Below are 19,898 nucleotides of genomic sequence, written 5' to 3'. Positions count from 1 at the left end.
CTAGATGGGGACGCAACGCATCTCGAAGTAGAGTAACCTGATTCATGAGGGTTTCATGGACGAATGTGGTAATTCTCATGAAACCCTCTTCTACTCAAGCTTTGCAAGTTTTTGTCCTGTACTTAGGAAAAAATTACCATTAATTTCCAGAGGGAGATGAAATCTGTGCCAGAACTATAGGTATTGCTCTACGGGATAGACCTCATGGATATTGCCCTGCTAGCCTCATTGCTTTCTCCCTTTCTTCCGGCGTTGCTGAAGTTGGGCAGTCAGACGGCTGACAAACTGACTGATGTGATGTCAGATGGCTTGAGTGAAGCAGCCTGGGAAAAAGCCCAGAAGATCTGGGGAAAGCTCTCCCCCCATGTGGATGAAAACTCTGACTTAAAAGTGGCGACTGAGCAACTTGCTGCCAAGCCAGATAGTAAAGGGAGAAGGGAGGTCTTTCAGGAAGAACTGGCGTCTATGTTTGAAAGAAATCCAAAGTTGGCGGCAGCGATCGCCCAAATTCTACAGGAAGATGCATCGGATGGTACTCCCACGACCCAGATCATTCAAACTGTGACGGGAAATCAGAATCAGGTCATAGGCCAAGTGTCTGGAGGAAATGTGACCTACAACATGTCTGGTTCTATTGATGATTCAAAATCGGCTGATGCTCCTAATGCACCACCAACCAAAACGATTCTGATTTTGGCGGCGAACCCAAAGGATACGTCTCCTCTGCGGCTGAACGAGGAAGTACGAGAAATTCGACAGGGTTTAGAACGAGCACAACATCGCGATCGCTTTGTGCTTGTGGAACGCTGGGCCATCACCGCAACCGATGTACGCCGAGCGCTGCTGGATTGCAAGCCCCAAATTGTTCACTTTTCAGGCCATGGATCAGGCTCTGAATCGTCTCCAGCCTCTGGTGAATCACGGAAAGCGAAGGTCATCGCTGGCCCCAGCGCAGTGCCAGAAGGACTCATGTTTGAAGACGAATTGGGACAATCCAAACTGGTTGCAGGTGAGGCGATTGCCAATCTTCTTTCCAATTTTGCAGAACATCTGGAGTGTGTGGTGCTCAATGCCTGTTATTCGGAAGCTCAGGCAACGGCGATCGTCCAACATATTCCTTACGTCATTGGAATGAAGCGGGCAATTGGAGATAAGGCTGCGATCGAGTTTTCAGTTGGGTTTTATGATGCAGTGCTGGCCGGAAAATCGGTGGAGTTTGCTTACAAGCTGGGCTGCAATGCCATTCAACTGGCAGGAATTCCCGAATCTTTGACTCCTGTATTGAAGAAAAAAGATTAGTTTGCTGTTTAGATTGTTTATTTGAATAAACGCTGGATTTAATTGAAGAACTTAATGATGGAGACTAATTCAAGGTTTTCCAACCCTGAAGATACGAATGAAACATCTTATGTGGATCAGACTGTAGAAGGCTCGCGATCGCCCAGTTAACGTCTAACGACTAGTTCCCTCCAAACAACAAGTTAGTGACCGTTTATCAATTAATCCAGCGTCATTAACTGTTTAGGGGCTAGCAGCACAGGCGTAAGGTCAGCGTCAGCACTATCTGCCGCCTCGGAATCAGGTTCTGAGCCTCGAAACATCACTTCTTGATTCGTGTTTGGATTGAGCCGAAACTTAAGAGATTCTCCCTCAACGTCAATCCAAATGGGGCAGGCTTTGAATCCAAATCCCAGCGGGTTTTCCCCACGATAGGACATCTTCAAATCTTCATTCTCTTCGAGCACTAGCTTAGAATCGATCCCAATAATGTCTTTCAACAAACTCAGGTTCACCGAGATGCCCTTGCCGTTTTTTTCATAGGCGCGCACTCCAAAGGAATTGGATTTTAATACATCAATGATGACGTAAGCCTTTTTTGTTTCTGCAAAGTGAGTCAATACGTCGCTATCCACATAGGGGGTTGCAGTTCGCAGAAAACGGGAAGCCGACGCAGGCATCACTGTGTCATACAGAACGTTCTCATACTCAAACTCAATGGAAGACGCATCACCAAAAGCCGCTTCAATTCCGGCAGTTTTTCCCCCGAGTGCCGAAATCAGAACTTTGAGAAAGGAAATACCAAAATTGAACTCAAGTTTATTGGTTTGTAACCCACTGATCGTTGCTGCCTGTAAATTCTCAAATACTTGTGGCATTAAAGGAAGTGGCTCCTCCAGCAGATCGGTGATGTAACCGTAGAGGCTTGCAACCTCAGTGTCTGAATCAGTGACTAAAATATGGAGGGGAGTAATGCCTTCTCTGGGAAGTGCGATCAAGTTGTATCCCAAAGAATTGAGATAATCGACCGATTTGTCGTTGCATAGTGGCATATCAGTTTGGAAATATCAAAACCATGGATAAATGCTTCCTCTCAGGTATAGTCTAAAGTTCAGCTAACGTAAATTCTACGCAAGGGAAATTAGACTAAATTAAGGAATCTACATCCTTGGCGATCGCATGAATTTTCTGGAAGACGCGATCGCTCTCGTTATCAGCGCTAACATTGGCATAAATCAAGACTTATTCCTACCTTCGGCAAGAGCGGTAACGATGACAACTCTGCTGATTCAAACAGAAGGTACTCCACTGACGGTCAATTTGCTTGCGATCGCCCCTATGACGAAGCAGCAGTTTTATGAGTTTTGTCTAGCCATCCGTTACGCCAAACGCTTGTCGGTTCCGAAACTCCACCTCAACAAAAAGATGAGTTCAATTCCTCACGACCTCAAATAAACCGTGTACTGGAGTTGGAGGTTGTTCGTTGCGGTGCTCGGTGCTCACCCGTATTCGATACAACCCTGGTTGCAGATCGTCGATCGTCAGCGTCCATTTGTCTTCCTGCTCTGTAAAGTTAAGAGACAAGGCAGCTTGGCTTCCAGAAATCGGTTCGAGATCTGCTCTCACGGTTGCAGTGGAATTTGACAGGCCAATGAGCTTCGCGTGCATTGTGATGGGCTCATCTGTTAGGTACAAGTCGTCCAGACTTAAGCTGATTGCTGTCTGAGGCTCCCCTTTCCTCACATCAGCAAGGTCAAACTGGTTCATGCGTAGGGTATTCAGGAGGCTGTCTAATACCTGAGCTTGGTTTTGGAGTGACCCATGCTGTTCTGCAATGAAGAAATTGTTGAGATCGCGCGATCGCTCAATCGGAATGGCAGACACTTTGGGAACGGTACCGTCACCATCTCCCAAATCACTTCTGTTTTTCAAGACATCGGGCAATTCTTGGCTAGCAGTTAATATTCCATTGGTTAAGGTGGCAGACTGAAGCGTCGGTTGATTCACGCCAGAAACTGGAACCGTAGTAAACGATGTGAGATAGCGCTCATCCTTGAGATGTCGCTCGACAGCCGCTTCGATTTCTCGATGAAATTTGAGAGCATCCTGTGCTTTCAGTTTATCTATGTTTGGAAGATGGTCTACTTCTGCGATGCGATGATATTCTCCGTTGATATTGATGACTTTGTAGATGGGTAGAAGCTGATAGATGGAAGTGAGCGATCGCATCACCTCCGTCAAATCCAGAAACAGCTTTTTGTACCCATTGGCCAGGAAGTTAACTGCATTGAGCGAACCGCGATAGGGCGTACCAAAGGTAAACAGGGCTCGGCTATCCTGCCACCCGTCCAAGACTTCGAGATAATAACGAGAAACCAGCCCACCCATACTGTGTGCCAACAGAATCACCTTCGCGTCGGTAACTCCACTGTGTTCACGCCAGCATTGGAGCCGTTTATCGATCAGCCTCTTTAGGATTCGTGCATTTGCGCGGTTGTCTCGTCGCCAGTCATAGGGAAACTGATAGAAATTGGCAGGTCTATCATCTGGATCATTGTAAATGTCGCCGGGAAAGACATCAAAGTGATCGGTGATTAGCCGTGCTGTTCTGGTATATCCATCAATCTTCCAAAATCCTGGAATGAGATGGGCATCCTGCATTAACCTTGTGGCAGTGATTCCATCATCTAGGTGTTCAGCATCGGGGCTGTCTTGATCTAGCTTTAGATTGCGTATGGTTTCACTCGTATCTGTAAAGAGTTGCCAAACCGCTTTGCCGGAAACTGCCCACAAGTCTTTCCCATCTTTCTGTAAAACACTTCCTAAAATACCGGGAAGAATTACCACTACATCTTTCATGGGGGCCTTGCTTGTCATGATTCAATCTCCCTGTGTAGCTCGGATAGATGTGTCTTGCGCACATTAGCGCATGTTACCAGTCAGTCAAAGTTGCTCTACAACGAAGTCACTGGAGACCTGTAGTTAAATTGCTATTCAATAAAGACTTGGACTTGCTTCGTCCCCCAATCCTCGTTGGGATCGACAATCACTTTTGCCCGAGTATGGCTTGGAACATCATCTAGATCAGCACCGATTAACTTAAGCAGACTGTTCAACGGATTCATTTCCTCTGATTTTCCACTTCTAGAGGCAATTTCTTCAGCCGTTTTCCTAAGTTCCTCATCTAGATTGGCTTTCCGTGGAGTTGGGGGTTCGTCGAGAGGTGGTAGCGTTAGCCATCGAAAATCAGCTAATCCATTTCGGATGGCAAATACTTTAAAGATTTCCCGCGATCGCCCATAGATGCTATCTTCTAATTCATCGAACTGAAGCGAGACATCGATTTGTCCCGGTTCCAGTTGAAAGAAGGGAGCCTCTATACCACCAATTTCTAGCTGTGAAATTTCCCACGTTGGTTCGATATCTAGAACAGCGATTTTTAGTGGTTGGCTCCCTTTGTTAATTAACCGAAGGCGAACAATATCCCCACCTTTGACGGTTTGGTTTTGTGGATCAGGAAAGGGCTGCTCATCCTCTGTAAGGACTTCGATCTCAAGTTCACTCGCCAATTTTGAGTTTGAGTTATCCAAACTTTCAACGGCTTGGTACTTTGCTAGGTGGACAAGCCTCTCTACTACTCGCTTGGGAGCCGTCGGGTCATCAATGGAAAGGGAAGGTTGGAGGTTGGGAATAGGACGATTTTTACAGATTTCATAGTTTCCCTCTCGATCGATCGCCACTTGATAGAGGGCTGTTTCTCCTTCTCCTTCTTCCACAATCCAGCCATTGTTACCTAAGGCTTGTCGAACTTTCTCAAGAGCTTCCTTTTGGCGATTGACCAAGCTTGGTGGCAATTCATTCTCCTGGCCGCCTTCAACCTTCTCATCCGTAAACCGAACCCGTTGGATTAATTGAGTTGGGGCAGACACCATGATGGCAGGAGCCCCTGGCTCTAGTGTACGGGTGACTGGAATGCCTCCGTCTTCAGGCTTTAAGACGCTGGCTGTAGCTTCAGATCCGACCACTTTGGTTAGCTCAACGATCGCCACCTGGTTCTGTTTCTCAGTAAAATCGGTTGTATTGAGGGGATAAATTGAGAAGCGAGTTCCCTTGCTTAATCCTTGAGCGAGTCCAGCATTCAGTGTGATCTGTTCCTCTGAAATGACTTTAATCACTGAAACTGTAAAGGGGGTAGACCAGCGATCGCTCCCAAATACCAAGCGATGACTCTCGCCTAAAATCATGGGAGTTTGCTGCGTAAATTTGCTTTGGATTTGAGCATGAATGCGATCGTGCAGCAGTTTGTAGGTTAGACGTTGTCCACTCGTTGCAACGCTGGTGAGCGTATCGATCATCCAATAGGTCAGCGCGCCGTTTCTTTGAGTACCGCCGTTGACTGGATATTCATAGGCAAACTCATTGGGACGACAGGCCGCAAGCAAAACATAGTCTCTTGGTTGTGGCAACCCAGCCGCTCCGATGACTCGATCTCGCGTAAGCGCCAGCCAGGTTCGCTCCAGTTCCTCAGGTTCTGCAACCAGGCTGGCTGAGGGCCGCTGCTCCGTATCTGGATACTCAGAGCTGCGAATTTGGGCATCACCCCGAGTCGCTCCTCCTGAGTGGCAACTGTCGAGAACGACAGTCACGATTAGTCCTTTATCGGTCATCCGCTTGAGGAGCGTCGTAAGTTCCACATCTCGGAGATATTGGCTCTCTTTAATATCCATCGGTACGATGCTTTCATCGTATGCCTCTTGTTTGAAGGGGTAGATGGATACTGCCCGTCCCCCATGCCCCGAGTAGTGAATGTATATCTGATCTCCCGGCTGAGCCATTGCCGTGATGGAGTTAAATGCGTGAACAATATTGTCGTAGGTTGGAACCAAATCTTGAGCGGAACGAGCGTCTAGTAGCGCAGTATCGTCTTGGTTTGGAGACGTCAGTTTATGAATGTGCGCGTCGGGAACGTTCAACGTGTCTTTGAGGAAGGTGTAGACAAGGTTGATATCTCTCACTGCCCCTTTGAGGTTTCGATAGAGCCGGTTGGGTTTGTAGTAATCAATCCCAATGAGCAAGGCGTAAATCGTTGGTGTTTGCGTCATTGCATCAAGCCCTCTATACCCTATTAAGTCTGAAAATTTAGCCGACCGATGGAAATCTCTCTAACTTCCCTGTGCGGAGAGACGATAACAGCAGAGAGCCCTTCGCGCAGAAGTACCGTTCAATGCTGTCGAACTAGAACTCAAGATTTAGTTCATTCGGCATTTCTAGTTGTTCTTTAGCAATTCAGGAAATAGTTCTTTCAAGGTATTTGGCCCCACCACGCCGTCCACCTTCAGACCCTTTGCTTCCTGGAATTTTTGGACTGCTGATTTAGTATCGTTTCCGAACATGCCATCGGCACCGATGCCCAAGGCTTGTTGTATTTTCTCAACGTCTGAGCCTTCTAGCATGGGTTGACAAAGCCGTAAAACTCGCGGTTTTTTATCCCAGGGGGCGATCGCAAATCCATTGGCTGGCGACCGCATCAACTTGCTTCGAGTCGTTGGGCCATACTCGCCATCTTCTGCAATTTGATCACTGGGTTGATTGCGGTTCCACAACCGCTGAAATGCGAGTGTTGCCGTATTGCGAACATCAACGGTCTTTCCATGGACGGTTACCGATGGAACTCGACCGCTACCCACATAGGTGAAATGGGGCTTATCGCCGTTGCCAAACCATTTCCAACTCTGCTTTTCTAAATAAGGTCGCCAACCGGCATAATCGGCTACATCAATGGCTAGACCCGCTTGATGCCAACTTGCACCGGGTTTAGCGACTGCCTGAAAATCGCACGTGCCATCGGTCCACCAGCTATAGAGTAAAAATTGCTGTGCTAGTGCTCGGTAGGCAGAATTCACGTGTAAGGTTTTTCCCCGATCCTCAATCGCTCTCTGCAACGCTGCCACGGCAGGGGGTTGTAAATAAGGATATGCAGCGCTCCCTAAGTTTACGTTTAGTTGATCAAAGCTCACTAGTAGATCAGCATGGCTGCCAGTTGCATCTTCCAAAATGACGTTAACTTCATGGATACACTGCTGAGACAGGGTGTTTGCCACCATCGTGGCGCATCCTGGTGCATCCTGAATGGGGCCAGCAAAACTAGCTCTAGGGCTAGCTTCCTCAATCTCGTTAATGACTTCGCAGTTCTCATGCACATGATCCTGCTCATCATGCATTAGCTCTAGATTGTCGTTATCCATCGTAACTTTCCCTTCATTCGTTACATTACAGACCCAATACACGGCGCGTTTTAGACCCAACTTTGCCATCTACAGTGAGGCCGTGCTGCTGTTGAAACTGCCGAACAGCTTCATCCGTCTTTGCGCCAAAGATACCGTCTGCTTTAATGCTCATGCCAATACGATTTAGAGCGTCTTGCAAGCTACGAACATCGTCTCCTTGCATGGGCGGATCGGTCAGCTTTAGCGTTCTATCGGCTGTTTCCTGGTAGATGATGAATGGTTCCCATGGCTGACTTTGAAACAAGGCTTGCTCCGCGAGGCGGCGGCGAGTGAGGCCCAACTAGGGTTTTCCCTTCACCTTATTCCAGACGGGAAACTGGTTCACAGCCCCTGAAATGTCGCCTTGATTAAGTAACTTCAATAACGTTGACCCGCCAAAGCCTTTTGGCCCTGGCCCCACATTGAAGCAGAAACAAACGAGAGCCGAAAATTGATCCTCCGTTAGGGAAACTTGAACGGCATCGTCTACAAAGGATTCAAACTTCTCCAGGTCCTCTTGCAAAAACGCCTCCGCCTGGGCTTGGGTGATGGTCATTCCTCTGCGAACCCCTTTGGTATGACCATAGCCAATGGTCCAAACGCCGCCACCGTCGTCGTAGGCTTTAAGCTCACAGCCTTCGAAGGTTGTGAGTAGCTTAAAGCCTTCTGGGTTGATCCGCCGTGCGCCGCGAGGTTCTGGAACATTTGGCTGGGGCTGATTGGGGGGGCAACCACAAACGTTGTGGCGAGGGTAAACTGCAACGCCTCAATTAGGGCATCCACCGTTCCCTGCGTCTCAAACCGCTTGATGGCTTGTCCGTCTTCTAGCTCGTAGAGGCTGCCGTCTGTGTAAATTTCGAGTATGCGCTCCATGGGAAGGCGTCCTCCTATCGCAACTTGTTCCGGGGGGAATGCACGAAGAAATCAGGTTAAGGAGTTTAGTGTTTTCAACTCGATAAGATTCAGCAAATTTAGCTACGATTTAGCTACGATTTCGGACAAAAATCTTCCTTTTCATCATGACTCTAAAGCTTCTGCAGGATGGCGTCGTTCAATAAAATTCAAAGCGTGTAATCAATCTTCATTCAAAGCACGCTGAGGAGCCGTTCGAGAACGATCGCTGTTGCCCAATCCTGATCCTTTCCTAGCAACTTCTTCAACTGCACCAAAAGCGATGTATGGAGATCCTCATCTTCTGGATGATTGGCAACCCCAGTCACTGCTTCATTCGCCTGCACTTTAGGCGGCAACTTCGCCCAAACTAATTGTCTTTACTCCCTACCCTTTCCCCCGCCTTTTCAAAGGCCTTTTGGCTCACACTATGGAGCTTCATAGCTTGCATTTTTTCGTGAGCAAGAATGGAATTCCGCAACAATACCGTCGCTTGCAACCCTGGTTTAGCAGCGTTGAGAACGCCATGAAAGCACTCCAAATCTAAAGAAGTTATAAAAAAAGCGACTTGTTTGAAATTGATTCATAAAATAAGCTCTGGCACCTAGCTGAGCGGCACGACTGGCAGAGCGCTGAGGACCAATTTGAGCTAACTACAGTGTCATGCTGGTATTCCTAGGAAACAGCGTTAGGAGCCTTTAATCATATCAATCCTTATTTCCTTAAAGAGGCATTAGCGTGACGGCAGACTCCACAAATAACGACATTAAGCAGCCCTTTGAACAGTTTGTGAGACAGTCACCAACGCTGAGTGAATCGAAGGAACCCAAAATCGTCACATTAGTTGGTACTGTAATTCGCTCTGCTAAAGAGGGAATGTTCATGCTGCTCATACAAGATTCGGAAGTTATTGAACTGCCACTTGAAGCAGTCAAACAGTACCAAATTCTGGAGGAGCGGTCGGGACAGCCTCTAGTGCAAATAGAGGTATCGGCAAGTCAAACTGCTCCTTTTATTCTTGCTACCCCCCATCGAGCAGAACAATCTGAACTAGAAATTCTGCACTCAGAAAATTTTAGAACATCTACGCTGAAGGATTTCATGTATGAGCTACCATAATTTTTTTAAGATTACTCAAATCACTTTTGGAGGGCAAACGGGATGATTTTAATCATTTCCTCCCTAATAGATGTTCATGCCCAGGCTGTGATTAAAGAACTATCTGAATTGGGAGTTAAAGACAAGTATCTATTAGATCTTTCCAGGTTTCCGATGCAACTTGATCTTAGTATCCATCTCAATAATGAGGATCCATGCCATTTCGCTCTCACTCCTTTGTATGAGGCAGCCTGCAATGTAGAAGATGTGGCTGCGGTGTGGTGGCGGCGTCCTCAACCTTTTCAATTGCCACTCAGCATGGTTGATCCGATATACTGTGACTTTGCATTCGCAGAGGCAAATACGGCGTTTCAAGGAATGTGGCAATGTAGCTCTGCCCTATGGGTCAACAATATTGTACGAGACGCTGCGGCTTCCCATAAACCCTGGCAACTCGTTGAGGCAAAGAAGGTTGGTTTATCCATTCCAGATACTTTGATGACCAATAGCCCAGAGGAAGCTCGTCAGTTTTGGGAGAAATATCCTGATAATACAGTAATTTTTAAAGCGTTTGTTGCTGTCGATGGAATTTGGCGTGAAACCAGAAGAGTGAGACAGGAAGAAAAAGAATTTGAGAAAAATATTCGGTTTGCTCCTGTGATTTTTCAGAAATATATTGAAGCGGTTGCAGATCTACGCATTACAATCGTTGGCACTCAAATTTTTGCCGCAGAGGCTGATATTAAGAACAGAGCTTATGAGGAAGACGTGCGCCTCAACAGCAGTATTGCCTATAAATCCTGCACGCTGCCCTCTGACATTGAACAGAAACTTCTCAGTCTCATGAACAACCTTGGGTTGGAATATGGGGCGATCGATATGCGAGTAACTCCAGAAGGGGAATACGTTTTTCTCGAAATTAATCCAGCAGGTCAATTTCTCTATATTGAGAATTCTGCTGGACTACCAATCTCTAGAGCGCTTGCAGAGCATCTTGCTTCTGGATTAGTCAGCAGAGCCTGACATGTGGGACAAGACCTAGTTCAACTGTGTAGTTGTCAATCACTCTCCTGCACAGACTTCTTGAACGTTTTGGATAATTTCTGCATCAATATTGGGGGCTGCATTCCGAAGAAAAGGATGACGGCTGATTCGACGACAACCGATGTGAAGCCAACCTTGCCAGGAGCCATACCATCGTTTCACCACGTTATCTCTGCCGCCGCTCAGGACATATTGTCCATCTGGGCTAAACGTAACAGCAAAAACTTCCCCTTCCTGTTTGTCGAGCGCAGGACCAATGGGGTTGCCCTGCAGATCCCAGAAACGAACCGTGCCATCAGAACCGCCGCTAACAATCATCTGATCATCGGGGCTAAACGCAACGGCATTGACTGAGCTACCGTGTCCTCGAAAGGGCTGCTCCATTAAGTTTCCTTCAGCATTCCAAAGGCGTATCGTACCATCGTCGCTGCCACTAACGAGCATTTCGCCGTCAGTGCTAAAGGCGATTGCTCGGACAGCATCCTCTTGTTGAATCGGTTGACCGATTGGGTGTCCCTCTAAGTCCCAGAAATGGATTGTCCAGTCATCCCCACCACTAACAATTCGTTTTCCATCGGGACTAAACACAACCGAGAGTATGCCGCTCTGATGCCCTTGAAAGGGCTGACCGATTGGACGTCCCTGTAAATCCCATAAGCGGATTGTCCCATCATCGCTACCGCTAACGATTTGCTGCCCATCAGGGCTGAAATTAACTGCTTGTACTGGTTTCTGATGTCCCTGAAAAGGTGCGCCAACAGAGTTTCCCTGCAAATCCCACAACCGGATCTCGCTATCTTTACCTCCGCTGGCAATGTATTTCCCATCAGGACTGAATGCAACAGACCAAACGGAGTCTTGGTGCCCCTGGAAAGGTTGCCTAATAAGGTTTCCCTGCAAATCCCACAGACGAATGGTTTTATCCTGGCTGCCCGTCGCAATCAATTTGCCGTCAGGACTGGAGGCAATTGCAAGAACAGCACCTGTATGACCTTGAAACGCTTGACTAAGCGGATTCACTTGCAAATCCCACAGTCGCAGTGTCCCGTCTGCCCCTCCACTAATCAGGCGCTTGCCATTAGTGCTGAACTGAACTGAATACACTGGTCCACCGTGACCCTGTAGTGGTGAACCGATTGAATTGCCTGATTGATCCCATAAACGAATGGTCCCGTCCTGCCCGGCACTGGCGATTGTTGTTCCATCTGGGCTAAAGGTAACGAACCAGACATAATCTTCATGTCCCTGCAAGGGCTGGACAATTTCTCTACCCTGCAAATCCCATAACCGAATCGTTCCGTCCTCACCACCGCTCACAATGCGGGTTCCATCTTGATTGAAAGCGATCGACAAAACACGGTTTTGGTGACCACGGAACGGTTGCCCAATTGAACGGCCCTGTAAATCCCATAAACGAAAGGTGCCATCTTCCCCCGCACTGGCAATAGTCTGTCCATTTGGACTGAAGGCAACCGAGTAAACTTTTCCTGTATGTGCCTGAAACGGCTGTTTGATTAATTGTCCTTGTAGATTCCAGAGATACACTTTGCCATCATTGCCCGCACTCACAATCTGCTGACCGTTTGGACTGAGAGCAACTGAGCGAACGTCTCCTTGCTGGCCCTTCAAAGGACTACCAATTGGACGACCTTGCAGATTCCATAGGCGGACTGTTCCATCATCACTGCCGCTTACAATATACCGTCCGTCACGACTCACTTCGATTGACCGTACTCGTTCCTGATTTGCCCGAAAAGGTTGCCCGATTGGGCTTCCCTGCAAGGTCCAAAGACGAATCGTGCCGTCGCCACTACTACTCACAATGGTTTCATCATCGGGTCCAAACGCGACTGAATAAACAGCATCTTCGTGTTGATACAGGGTTTCCTCCCTCGCCTGCTCAACAGCACTAAGGAGGCTAGACCTAGCGGTATTGAAGACATTCGGCGCTAATTCTTGACTGCGGTCAACGGCATCAATTGCCAAAATCAATCCCTCGGTTGCCTTTGCGGTAGGTAACCAGTTCAGCACGATCGCCGCCTGCTCTCGTAATTCGCTTTCATCTGCTTTATTCAAGGCAAACCGAGCGAGTCCTGCCATGGCAACCGAGAATCCAGAGAGCAACACTAACCCTGTGCTTAACATGAACACGACCCGCCGCCGTTGCTGTTTCTTTTCCCGCTCTCTGCGAATTTCAAAATCCTCTGAAGTTTGAAAGAAAGATAACTGGAGTGGGGTTAGCTCTTCACCCGTTCGTTGGTAAAAGCTTCTGAGAACATCCAAATCCGGTGGACGCCACAGCAATCCCTCTGGCTGCCCCTGTGCATCCCAGTGGCGAGCCGCTTCATCCAACCGACGTTGAAACCGGATATCGGTACGGCTACCTTCTAGCCAACTCTGCAACTGCTGCCAGTGCCCAAACAGTGCCTCATGGGTCACTTCAGCGGTTTCGGTGTTGCCATTGGCAGAAAGGGTAATGAGCCGTACACCAGGGGAAGCAAATAAGCCAATCACCCTTTTCACCTGTTCTGGCTGGTCTTGATAGGACACTAAACTATCGAACAAAGCACGACGACGAGTGTCTTTGCTGCCCTCTCCCAGTTGCACCAATCCCAGAAATAGACGACGGGCGATCGCCTGTTCATCAGAGCTAAGGCTGTCATAGATTCGCTGAGCTTCTCCGGCCAGGGCACCGCCAACTCCACCAATCTGCTCCAATGTGACTGCTGGTTCTACCCCCTGCCGCAAGCCTTCCCAAATGCGATCCAACGCAAACTGAAGCAATGGCAGTGCGCCTTCCCGACCCTCGGTATCCTTTAGCAACAGATCAACCGTTGCTGCATCTAGAGGATGGCCCGCCAGTTCGGCAGGTTTGGCGATCGCTTCTTCCAACTCGGCATTATCCATCGCAGGCACCAAAAAGCCCTGCTTGGAGAACACATGGTCTAGCTCTGGATATTTCTGGTTTTCACCCAGAAAGTCACTCCGCATGGTTAGCATTACCGATACATACCGGGCGCGATCGCCCGCAGCATGCAGTAGGTTTGCGATGAAGGTATTGCGGGTTTGCGAATCCTTGCAGAGGGAGTAAACCTCTTCAAACTGGTCAACCGCGACAACGAGCGGAAATGTTGCAATGTCGGGAAGTAGGCTAGCAATTCGGTGCAGCCCATCGTACTTTCCCTCGCTGGTTGCCAACCTCAGTTCTTCGGCAAACTCGCGCGTCTTTTTCACGGGTGTCAGATCATTCTCGGCGATTCGTGCCAGGATGGCGGCCAGCGCTTGCACTGGATCTGTTCCCGGTTTGAGGATGGCGACCCGGGCGCGATCGCGTCCTGGCAATGGGTGCTTATCCAGTTCTGGAATCAGCCCTGCCCTCATCAAGGACGATTTACCCGACCCTGACGCACCATAAATCGGCAGTAGCCGGATGACTTCGCTTTGTTCCCCTAATGTTCGCCACTTGTCCCAAAGAATCTGAACTTCGCGCGATCGCCCAAAGTAATAGCCGCTATCCGTTTCATGAAATGCCAGCAACCCTTTGTAGGGATTTGGGCCAATCTTGGTGCTAGTGTCTTGTTTGGCTTGTGCTGTCGTCGAGGTTGGATTGAAAATAACCTGCCCACCGCTGACATAGACAACCGTTCCTCCAGCCAAAACTTGACCGATAGTTTGGTTGCGATCGCCCGTTGTTGTTTGCTGAAGGGACGTATCTTCCTGAGATGGGGGGAATGGGTCAGGCATCCAGGCGTTTCTCCTGCTTTAATGGCATTGCCGCAAAATGTTCCAACAGCATTCGATGGACAAAGATATAGCCACCACCGACTTTTTGGAGGAAGAGGCGATCGGTGCAGTAATTGAGAAATTGGGCATAGTTCCAGGGGATTTTCTTGTTGTACCAGAAGACTAAGCGTAGGGTGAGATGTTGTAAACAAGCTCTTCCACCGCCACTGATAAACCCGACGATTACTCCGTTGCTTAATCCATGAAGGACTGCTAACTGATGAATGACTTCTGATTGTTGACCAAATAGTCTGACAAGACCACCGACGAAAACGCCGATACAGCCACCCACAAGAACAAACACGATTGAATTTGTAATCGATCGGCGAATTCCTTGATTAGGTAGTACTTTGGATTCAATTTCTAGTCCATTTAGTCCACCCCCTATCCCCAGAATGACTCCGCCAATGAATCCATCTGTTAATCCTAAAATCGCCCAAGGAAGATACCAGTCTTGAGTAATGAAGCTGTATATTAGTCCTCCAGCGAATCCAGCGATTAAGCCAACAATTAGCCAAACAACTAGGCTCTTTATGGCTGGCTTCCAAGACCATTTAAGAGTTTCAATGGGTTTGATGATGTCTCCATATAAACCCAAAACAAAGCCGAAAATGCTACCAAAAACTAGCCCCGCTGTTACTCCGTCAATAACGCTATAGCTTAGTCCAAAAAACAACCCAAACATGATTGCCATCATTAGCCCACTTATGATGAATAAGCCGAAGTGATAGGCTATTTTTTCTGTTTGATTCTCCAACCAATCAGGTTGAAATCTCTCAATGAGGAATACTGTTTGAGAGGTGCGGGACATTTGCTGAGCTAGCCAAATCAGCCAATACTGAGCTTGTTCCTTGGTGTATCGTTGCAGAGTTCCTCGGCGCTGAAACATTCTTTCGACATAGGTATCGAATAGGTGATGATATAGCTCGTTTGCTATGTTAGTTTTATAGAATTCTTCTAAAGTGCAATCCTGGTATGCCAAGCTCATAACGCTGATGATCAATGGGGATGTCGCCAGTTCCCGTAATTTTTCGTCTTGTTGCAACATTGTTTTTAAGCCTGCTAGTTGAGGCCCTACTCGATCTAAATAGTGTTGAATTTGTTCCAGTGTCAGGGGTTGAATATAGATCGCGTTGCGTAGCTTCAAACGCTCCGTTAGAGCTTGGTAATCTTGAATTCGGCAGCAAACGGTTAATTCGGTTAGTCCGTGAGTTTGAATAAACTGATTGAGGGCATGGACACAGGCATTTCTATGCTCAGCTTTGACCTCATCCAGACCATCCAGTAATACGACTATGGCTTCTGTTTCTACCCAGGCTTTTCCAAGCGTTTTGGAAACTTGATATTTTTCCGAAAGTTCTTGTACTAGCCATTTCTCGATCGCTTGTTGTTTTCTCGCCCAGGATGATAGGTTGAACACTACTGGAATTGGTTGTCTAATATCTTGCTCGGTACGAGCGATCAAGTCTTCCGCTAGTTTCAAGAGAGTGACGGTTTTGCCGGAGCCCGGTTTACCTAAAATCAGGAGGGTTCGTCCCTGCCCCATTTGTTCAAAGGTGGTGGTAGCAGAGGTTCCATCCGGGAGGGGTTGTACAGCGATGTCAGAGAATTCAGCCGCGTTTTGAAACGGCCGTTGCACTAGGTCTGGTCGTGTGTGCAGCCCCAGTTCGATTATCGCTTTAGTGTGGAGGGAAGTTTTGAGGACACCTTCAACCCAGTAGTCTTTGACCTTATTCAACAGAACTTGCCGTTGGCGGTACTCTTGCTGGGTGAGAGATGGTGCTATAGAGATGGAGTTTGGAGTGGCTACAACTGGAACTCGGTCATGGATGGTCAGTTGGTTGATTACGATGCCGCCTAGCATCTGCCCAATCACTTGATTGCGATCGCCCTGTACACTCTGCTGAATATTGGGAGAATCATCCGTTGGTGGTGAAGCCTCAGCCATCCAGTGTTATTTCCTTATTCATCGATCGTTACATTGCCCTGCACGGTGCCAAACACCTTGCCACCCGTCATCTGGCCAATTATCTGGTTTTGGTTGCCCGTCACCGTTTGGATAATTTGAGCGCTGGGAATGCGATTCGATGCATCGGTTTGGAGGATTTGGGCGATCGCCGCTGCCAAATCGGGGTTTTCAGTCAGCACTGTCTCCAACTCTTCCTGGAAAACCGCCTGACGGGCTGTGCTATCGGGCTTTGTGGCTAACTGCTCAGTCGCCACCTTCAGGTCAGGGTTTTCCTCTACCTTGGGGCGAAGCTTCTTCCAAACTTGCTGTGCTTTTTCCCAAGCGGCTTCTCCCACCTTTTCTGACACCACATCGGTGATGTTGGCCGCAGCCTGCCCTCCCAACTCCAGCAGTTTGGGCATAAACGGAGAGAGCAAACTCACAATCAGTGCGACATCCATAAAGCCAACTCAGAAAGCTTATTTTCAGTTGTCGCACAAAAACCTCCAAAGTCCTCAACGCCTAGCAATGATTTAACAACTCAGAAGCTTCTACAGATATGGAATCCGAGGAAGTCGCCGCTAAGTGATAGATGTGCGATCGCGCCTCTATAGCTCCACATCTGTGTAGGAATGGATGTTGTCAAACGTGGTAGAGCACCCTGCCAATTCGCGCTACTGCGGGTAGCCGTGGTTGAAACTAAAGTCAATGCCAACAAACTGATTCTTGTGAGTGAGAATGACAATCCAATGTTCGGGGTCCCAGCTCATCGGAACAGCCAAGCGCTGGAGCACTTGCCCTTCAGGAGTGGAAATCGATGTCATTTGGCAGTAGATGCGATGCTCAAGGACTTGTCCTGAGGGGCGATCGCTCAAAATGTGCCATACCCAGTCCATTGAACTGGATTGGGGCAATTGAATCAGTTGGCTGAGTTGGGGGCGACTAATGCGCACCCCGGCATTGATGCTTCCTGTGCAGCCCCGATGAAGCGATTGAGATGCACCCGCCAGTGTGAAGCCAGGAGACAAGAGAAGTGCGATCGCACTGAGCGTAGACAGAACAAGATGTTCCTGCTGGAATGTACCAGCACGAGTATTTTTTGGCATGATGAATGTGCTCCGTGAGTTGGGGATTCAACTAGCGGGGAAGTCTCAGGGTACGTGTTGGCGCACTGCCCTGAGGCGACTTTTTGTGTGCAAGAGAAGTTTCAGGGTACGTGTTGGCGCACTGCCCTGAGGTGACTTCTTTAGTGCAATTGTACTAGCTTTATTCTGAATGTGATCAACAAAATCTTGCGCCTTGATTGCACGTTAGGCGAAGTTAGTTAACGTCAGTTCGGGTTAAGGGCTTTTCCAAAGGTCGCACATTGCGTGACCTTTGGAAAAGCTCAGTTTTGTGTGCGCAACGCGCACGCAAAACTGAGTGCATCAGCTGATTTAGAACTGCTGTTAACAGGGATTAATTCATATAGTAATCTCGAGTGCCTTTTGCTTTGATTGCAGCATCCAGACGGTTGAGGGCATGAACATAGGCGGCAGTGCGCAGGGAAACTTTGAGATCTCTGGCGATCGCCCAAATATTCTCAGTTTCGACCGTCATCGATTTTTCCAAACGGTTGTTGACTTCTTCCAACGGCCAATAGAAGCCACTGCGGTTTTGCACCCACTCAAAGTAGCTCACTGTCACCCCTCCCGCATTGACCAAAATATCGGGAAACACCTCAATGCCGCGCTCTTCCAGCATGGTATCGGCACTAGACGTGATGGGGCCATTGGCGACTTCAAAAATGTATTTAGCTTTGATGCGATCGGCATTTTCAGCGGTGATTTGGTTTTCCAAAGCAGCGGGTACCAGCACATCCACATCCAGTTCCAACAACTGCTCATTGGTAATAACGTCGTGCTCCACATCGTTGCAAACCGAGGCGGCACAGTACACGGCCTTGAGCTGCCGATTTGCTTCTTTGATATGTCGAACGCTGGGAATATCTAATCCTTGTGGGGCGTAGATTCCGCCTTTGGAGTCGCTTACGGCCACCACCTTGTAGCCCGCGTGGTAAAGCAACTCGGCAATGATAGCTCCGGCATTGCCAAATCCTTGTACGGCAACGGTGGTATCCTGTGGCGATTGCCCCAACTGAGGCAACGCTCGCTGCATCACAAAGAAGGCTCCCATGGCGGTGGCCGTTTCGCGCCCCAGGCTGCCACCCATGCTGATGGGCTTTCCCGTCACTACCGCTGGAGTAATCTTGCGCTGAATGATACTGTACTGATCCATCATCCAGCCCATCACCATTTGGTTGGTGTACACATCAGGCGCAGGAATATCGATATCTGGCCCAATAAAGTCGGCGATCGCATCTACATAACCTCGCGTCAGCCGCTCCAGTTCAAACTTCGATAACTCTTTGGGATTGAGGGTAATGCCGCCCTTCGCGCCTCCAAAAGGTAAGTTCAACACGGCACACTTAAACGTCATCCAAAACGCCAAGGACTGCACTTCATCCATCGAAACGCTGGGATGAAACCGAACTCCGCCCTTTGTGGGGCCACGGCTATCGTCGTAGCGAACCCGGTAACCCTGAAACACCCTCAGCGAGCCATTATCCATGCGAACTGGAATTGAAACCATGAGACTGGCTTTGGGATAGTGCAGTCGAGTGGCAACATCCTCGTCGATGGTGACATAGCGGAGTGCTTTTTCGAGCCGCTGGTTCGCATCAGACAACAGTGACGACATGGACATAGATTCTCCTCAGAGTCAGGCGTTAGATTGAAGCGATATCCTGACCCGCTTATGTTCATGGTGCCCGCCAAACTGTATATTTCGCTACTTTTTTAAGAAGTCTTCATTTTCTCGATGATTAGCCCTTCTACCTAAACCGTTGTGTAACTCCGCCGCGCAACGGGTTGAAGGATGTTTGCAAAGTGCCAGTTGTGACCCGAATCGCTCTCTAAATTCCCCAATTTTGGGGGACTGTAAATGACAAACTGGGTCGAAAGTCTCCCAAAATTGGAGGTTGGAGTGCAAATGCAGAACATTGGATGGGATGCGTTTAGAGCCTTACCAGCCCCAGGTGCCGGGTTCGCCCTTAAATGGCCCCACAATGTTGGAGGTAATCCACCCGCCATAGAAGCCGCCGGGTTGGGGGGTTACTTTTTCGCCACCCACATAGCAAGCATCCATGGGCCCTGCGTAGAACGCAACGTAGTCTTTGATGGGGGCAAAGCTGGGGGTTGGCTCAGGATAATACCAGGCCACATCGGTTAGGGTGCGATCGCCCACTGTAACGGTGCAATAACCTGCCATTCCCTTCCATTCGCAAAAGCTAGAGCGCGGCGATGCCACCAAATATTGCATTTGAATATCGTCGGGTGGAATGTAGTAAACGGGGGGGTGGCTGGTTTCGAGCACGCGCATGGCGCGATGGGTATCGGCAATGGTTACCCCGTTCAACACAATTTGAATCGGTTGGGTGACAGGTTCTAGCCGAGGTGGACGGGGGTAATCCCATACAGATTCTTGGCCGGGAGCGGGGGGAGTGCGGTTTGCTCTCACGCGAGGTCTCCAATTTCGGATTTTGGGTTTTG

General features: G+C 48.6%; 17 protein-coding genes. 4 read left to right on the top strand and 13 right to left on the bottom strand.

Going from position 1 to position 19,898, the window contains the following annotated elements; translation table 11 throughout:
* Positions 1 to 204 precede the first annotated feature (204 nt).
* Positions 205 to 1,299 carry a CHAT domain-containing protein gene (locus tag ACQ4M4_RS26185; RefSeq protein WP_430687426.1) on the top strand — a complete coding sequence of 365 codons (1,095 nt, stop codon included), beginning with the start codon at positions 205 to 207 and terminating at the stop codon, positions 1,297 to 1,299.
* A 200-nt stretch (positions 1,300 to 1,499) separates the two neighbouring features.
* Here the strand turns inward: ACQ4M4_RS26185 and ACQ4M4_RS26180 are convergent, their stop codons facing one another.
* Complete coding sequence (locus ACQ4M4_RS26180; RefSeq protein WP_430687425.1) at positions 1,500 to 2,330, bottom strand: hypothetical protein; 831 nt, start codon at positions 2,328 to 2,330, stop codon at positions 1,500 to 1,502.
* Between the two features lie 220 nt (positions 2,331 to 2,550).
* Between ACQ4M4_RS26180 and ACQ4M4_RS26175 the strand changes: the two genes are divergently transcribed.
* The gene (locus ACQ4M4_RS26175; protein ID WP_430687424.1) at positions 2,551 to 2,733 is read left to right on the top strand and encodes a hypothetical protein; all 183 of its coding nucleotides are present in this window, start codon (positions 2,551 to 2,553) and stop codon (positions 2,731 to 2,733) included.
* Here the strand turns inward: ACQ4M4_RS26175 and ACQ4M4_RS26170 are convergent.
* The 6 genes from ACQ4M4_RS26170 to ACQ4M4_RS26145 all read right to left on the bottom strand — a co-directional run bounded on the left by ACQ4M4_RS26170 (position 2,710) and on the right by ACQ4M4_RS26145 (position 8,417).
* Entirely contained in the window at positions 2,710 to 4,155 is a 1,446-nt protein-coding gene (locus ACQ4M4_RS26170; protein ID WP_430687423.1) for an esterase/lipase family protein, read from the bottom strand. The two genes, ACQ4M4_RS26175 and ACQ4M4_RS26170, sit on opposite strands and share 24 nt — an antisense overlap.
* 113 nt (positions 4,156 to 4,268) lie before the next feature.
* Positions 4,269 to 6,380, bottom strand: coding sequence for a caspase family protein (locus ACQ4M4_RS26165; protein WP_430687422.1), 2,112 nt, complete (start codon positions 6,378 to 6,380; stop codon positions 4,269 to 4,271).
* 165 nt (positions 6,381 to 6,545) lie between these two features.
* Positions 6,546 to 7,523, bottom strand: a complete 978-nt coding sequence (locus ACQ4M4_RS26160) for a peptidoglycan-binding protein (protein ID WP_430687421.1) — start codon at positions 7,521 to 7,523, stop codon at positions 6,546 to 6,548.
* Positions 7,524 to 7,548: 25 nt separating this feature from the next.
* Positions 7,549 to 7,845 carry a peptidoglycan-binding domain-containing protein gene (locus tag ACQ4M4_RS26155; RefSeq protein WP_430687420.1) on the bottom strand — a complete coding sequence of 99 codons (297 nt, stop codon included), beginning with the start codon at positions 7,843 to 7,845 and terminating at the stop codon, positions 7,549 to 7,551.
* Positions 7,846 to 8,136, bottom strand: a complete 291-nt coding sequence (locus ACQ4M4_RS26150; protein WP_430687427.1) for a lysozyme — start codon at positions 8,134 to 8,136, stop codon at positions 7,846 to 7,848. It abuts the gene before it with no gap.
* A complete protein-coding gene (locus tag ACQ4M4_RS26145) occupies positions 8,097 to 8,417 on the bottom strand; it encodes a hypothetical protein (protein WP_430687419.1) in 321 nt (106 codons plus the stop codon). The genes ACQ4M4_RS26150 and ACQ4M4_RS26145 overlap by 40 nt, the downstream gene beginning before the upstream one ends.
* A gap of 756 nt (positions 8,418 to 9,173) precedes the next feature.
* Here ACQ4M4_RS26145 and ACQ4M4_RS26140 point away from each other — a divergent pair.
* Both ACQ4M4_RS26140 and ACQ4M4_RS26135 read left to right on the top strand, forming a co-directional pair.
* Positions 9,174 to 9,554, top strand: a complete 381-nt coding sequence (locus ACQ4M4_RS26140; protein WP_430687418.1) for a hypothetical protein — start codon at positions 9,174 to 9,176, stop codon at positions 9,552 to 9,554.
* Positions 9,555 to 9,596: 42 nt separating this feature from the next.
* A complete protein-coding gene (locus tag ACQ4M4_RS26135) occupies positions 9,597 to 10,556 on the top strand; it encodes an MvdC/MvdD family ATP grasp protein (protein WP_430687417.1) in 960 nt (319 codons plus the stop codon).
* 39 nt (positions 10,557 to 10,595) lie between these two features.
* On the opposite strand, the gene ACQ4M4_RS26130 is transcribed toward ACQ4M4_RS26135, so the two are convergent.
* From ACQ4M4_RS26130 to ACQ4M4_RS26105, 6 genes are all read right to left on the bottom strand, one after another.
* Positions 10,596 to 14,321, bottom strand: a complete 3,726-nt coding sequence (locus ACQ4M4_RS26130; RefSeq protein ID WP_430687416.1) for a WD40 repeat domain-containing protein — start codon at positions 14,319 to 14,321, stop codon at positions 10,596 to 10,598.
* Complete coding sequence (locus ACQ4M4_RS26125) at positions 14,314 to 16,308, bottom strand: NACHT domain-containing protein (protein WP_430687415.1); 1,995 nt, start codon at positions 16,306 to 16,308, stop codon at positions 14,314 to 14,316. Before ACQ4M4_RS26125 ends, ACQ4M4_RS26130 begins: the two co-directional genes overlap by 8 nt.
* A 14-nt stretch (positions 16,309 to 16,322) precedes the next feature.
* Positions 16,323 to 16,769 (bottom strand): hypothetical protein, encoded by a 447-nt coding sequence (locus tag ACQ4M4_RS26120; protein ID WP_430687414.1) that lies wholly within the window; start codon positions 16,767 to 16,769, stop codon positions 16,323 to 16,325.
* 213 nt (positions 16,770 to 16,982) lie between these two features.
* Complete coding sequence (locus tag ACQ4M4_RS26115) at positions 16,983 to 17,414, bottom strand: hypothetical protein (RefSeq protein WP_430687413.1); 432 nt, start codon at positions 17,412 to 17,414, stop codon at positions 16,983 to 16,985.
* Between the two features lie 352 nt (positions 17,415 to 17,766).
* Positions 17,767 to 19,047 (bottom strand): Glu/Leu/Phe/Val family dehydrogenase, encoded by a 1,281-nt coding sequence (locus ACQ4M4_RS26110; RefSeq protein ID WP_430687412.1) that lies wholly within the window; start codon positions 19,045 to 19,047, stop codon positions 17,767 to 17,769.
* 324 nt (positions 19,048 to 19,371) lie between these two features.
* Entirely contained in the window at positions 19,372 to 19,866 is a 495-nt protein-coding gene (locus ACQ4M4_RS26105; protein ID WP_430687411.1) for a DUF427 domain-containing protein, read from the bottom strand.
* Positions 19,867 to 19,898: the final 32 nt, after the last annotated feature.

The sequence above is a fragment of the Leptolyngbya sp. AN02str genome, assembly GCF_050565595.1.
Lineage (GTDB): Bacteria > Cyanobacteriota > Cyanobacteriia > Elainellales > Elainellaceae > Kaiparowitsia.
This window is presented reverse-complemented; position numbering and strand designations above follow the sequence as displayed.

Coding starts and splice junctions, on each gene's coding strand:
- ACQ4M4_RS26160 (WP_430687421.1), bottom strand. CDS start 7,523: ATGGATAACGACAATCTAGAGCTAATGCATGATGAGCAGGATCATGTG.
- ACQ4M4_RS26145 (WP_430687419.1), bottom strand. CDS start 8,417: ATGGAGCGCATACTCGAAATTTACACAGACGGCAGCCTCTACGAGCTA.
- ACQ4M4_RS26135 (WP_430687417.1), top strand. CDS start 9,597: ATGATTTTAATCATTTCCTCCCTAATAGATGTTCATGCCCAGGCTGTG.
- ACQ4M4_RS26125 (WP_430687415.1), bottom strand. CDS start 16,308: ATGGCTGAGGCTTCACCACCAACGGATGATTCTCCCAATATTCAGCAG.
- ACQ4M4_RS26130 (WP_430687416.1), bottom strand. CDS start 14,321: ATGCCTGACCCATTCCCCCCATCTCAGGAAGATACGTCCCTTCAGCAA.
- ACQ4M4_RS26170 (WP_430687423.1), bottom strand. CDS start 4,155: ATGACAAGCAAGGCCCCCATGAAAGATGTAGTGGTAATTCTTCCCGGT.
- ACQ4M4_RS26120 (WP_430687414.1), bottom strand. CDS start 16,769: ATGGATGTCGCACTGATTGTGAGTTTGCTCTCTCCGTTTATGCCCAAA.
- ACQ4M4_RS26110 (WP_430687412.1), bottom strand. CDS start 19,047: ATGTCGTCACTGTTGTCTGATGCGAACCAGCGGCTCGAAAAAGCACTC.
- ACQ4M4_RS26165 (WP_430687422.1), bottom strand. CDS start 6,380: ATGACGCAAACACCAACGATTTACGCCTTGCTCATTGGGATTGATTAC.
- ACQ4M4_RS26180 (WP_430687425.1), bottom strand. CDS start 2,330: ATGCCACTATGCAACGACAAATCGGTCGATTATCTCAATTCTTTGGGA.
- ACQ4M4_RS26185 (WP_430687426.1), top strand. CDS start 205: ATGGATATTGCCCTGCTAGCCTCATTGCTTTCTCCCTTTCTTCCGGCG.
- ACQ4M4_RS26175 (WP_430687424.1), top strand. CDS start 2,551: ATGACAACTCTGCTGATTCAAACAGAAGGTACTCCACTGACGGTCAAT.
- ACQ4M4_RS26115 (WP_430687413.1), bottom strand. CDS start 17,414: ATGCCAAAAAATACTCGTGCTGGTACATTCCAGCAGGAACATCTTGTT.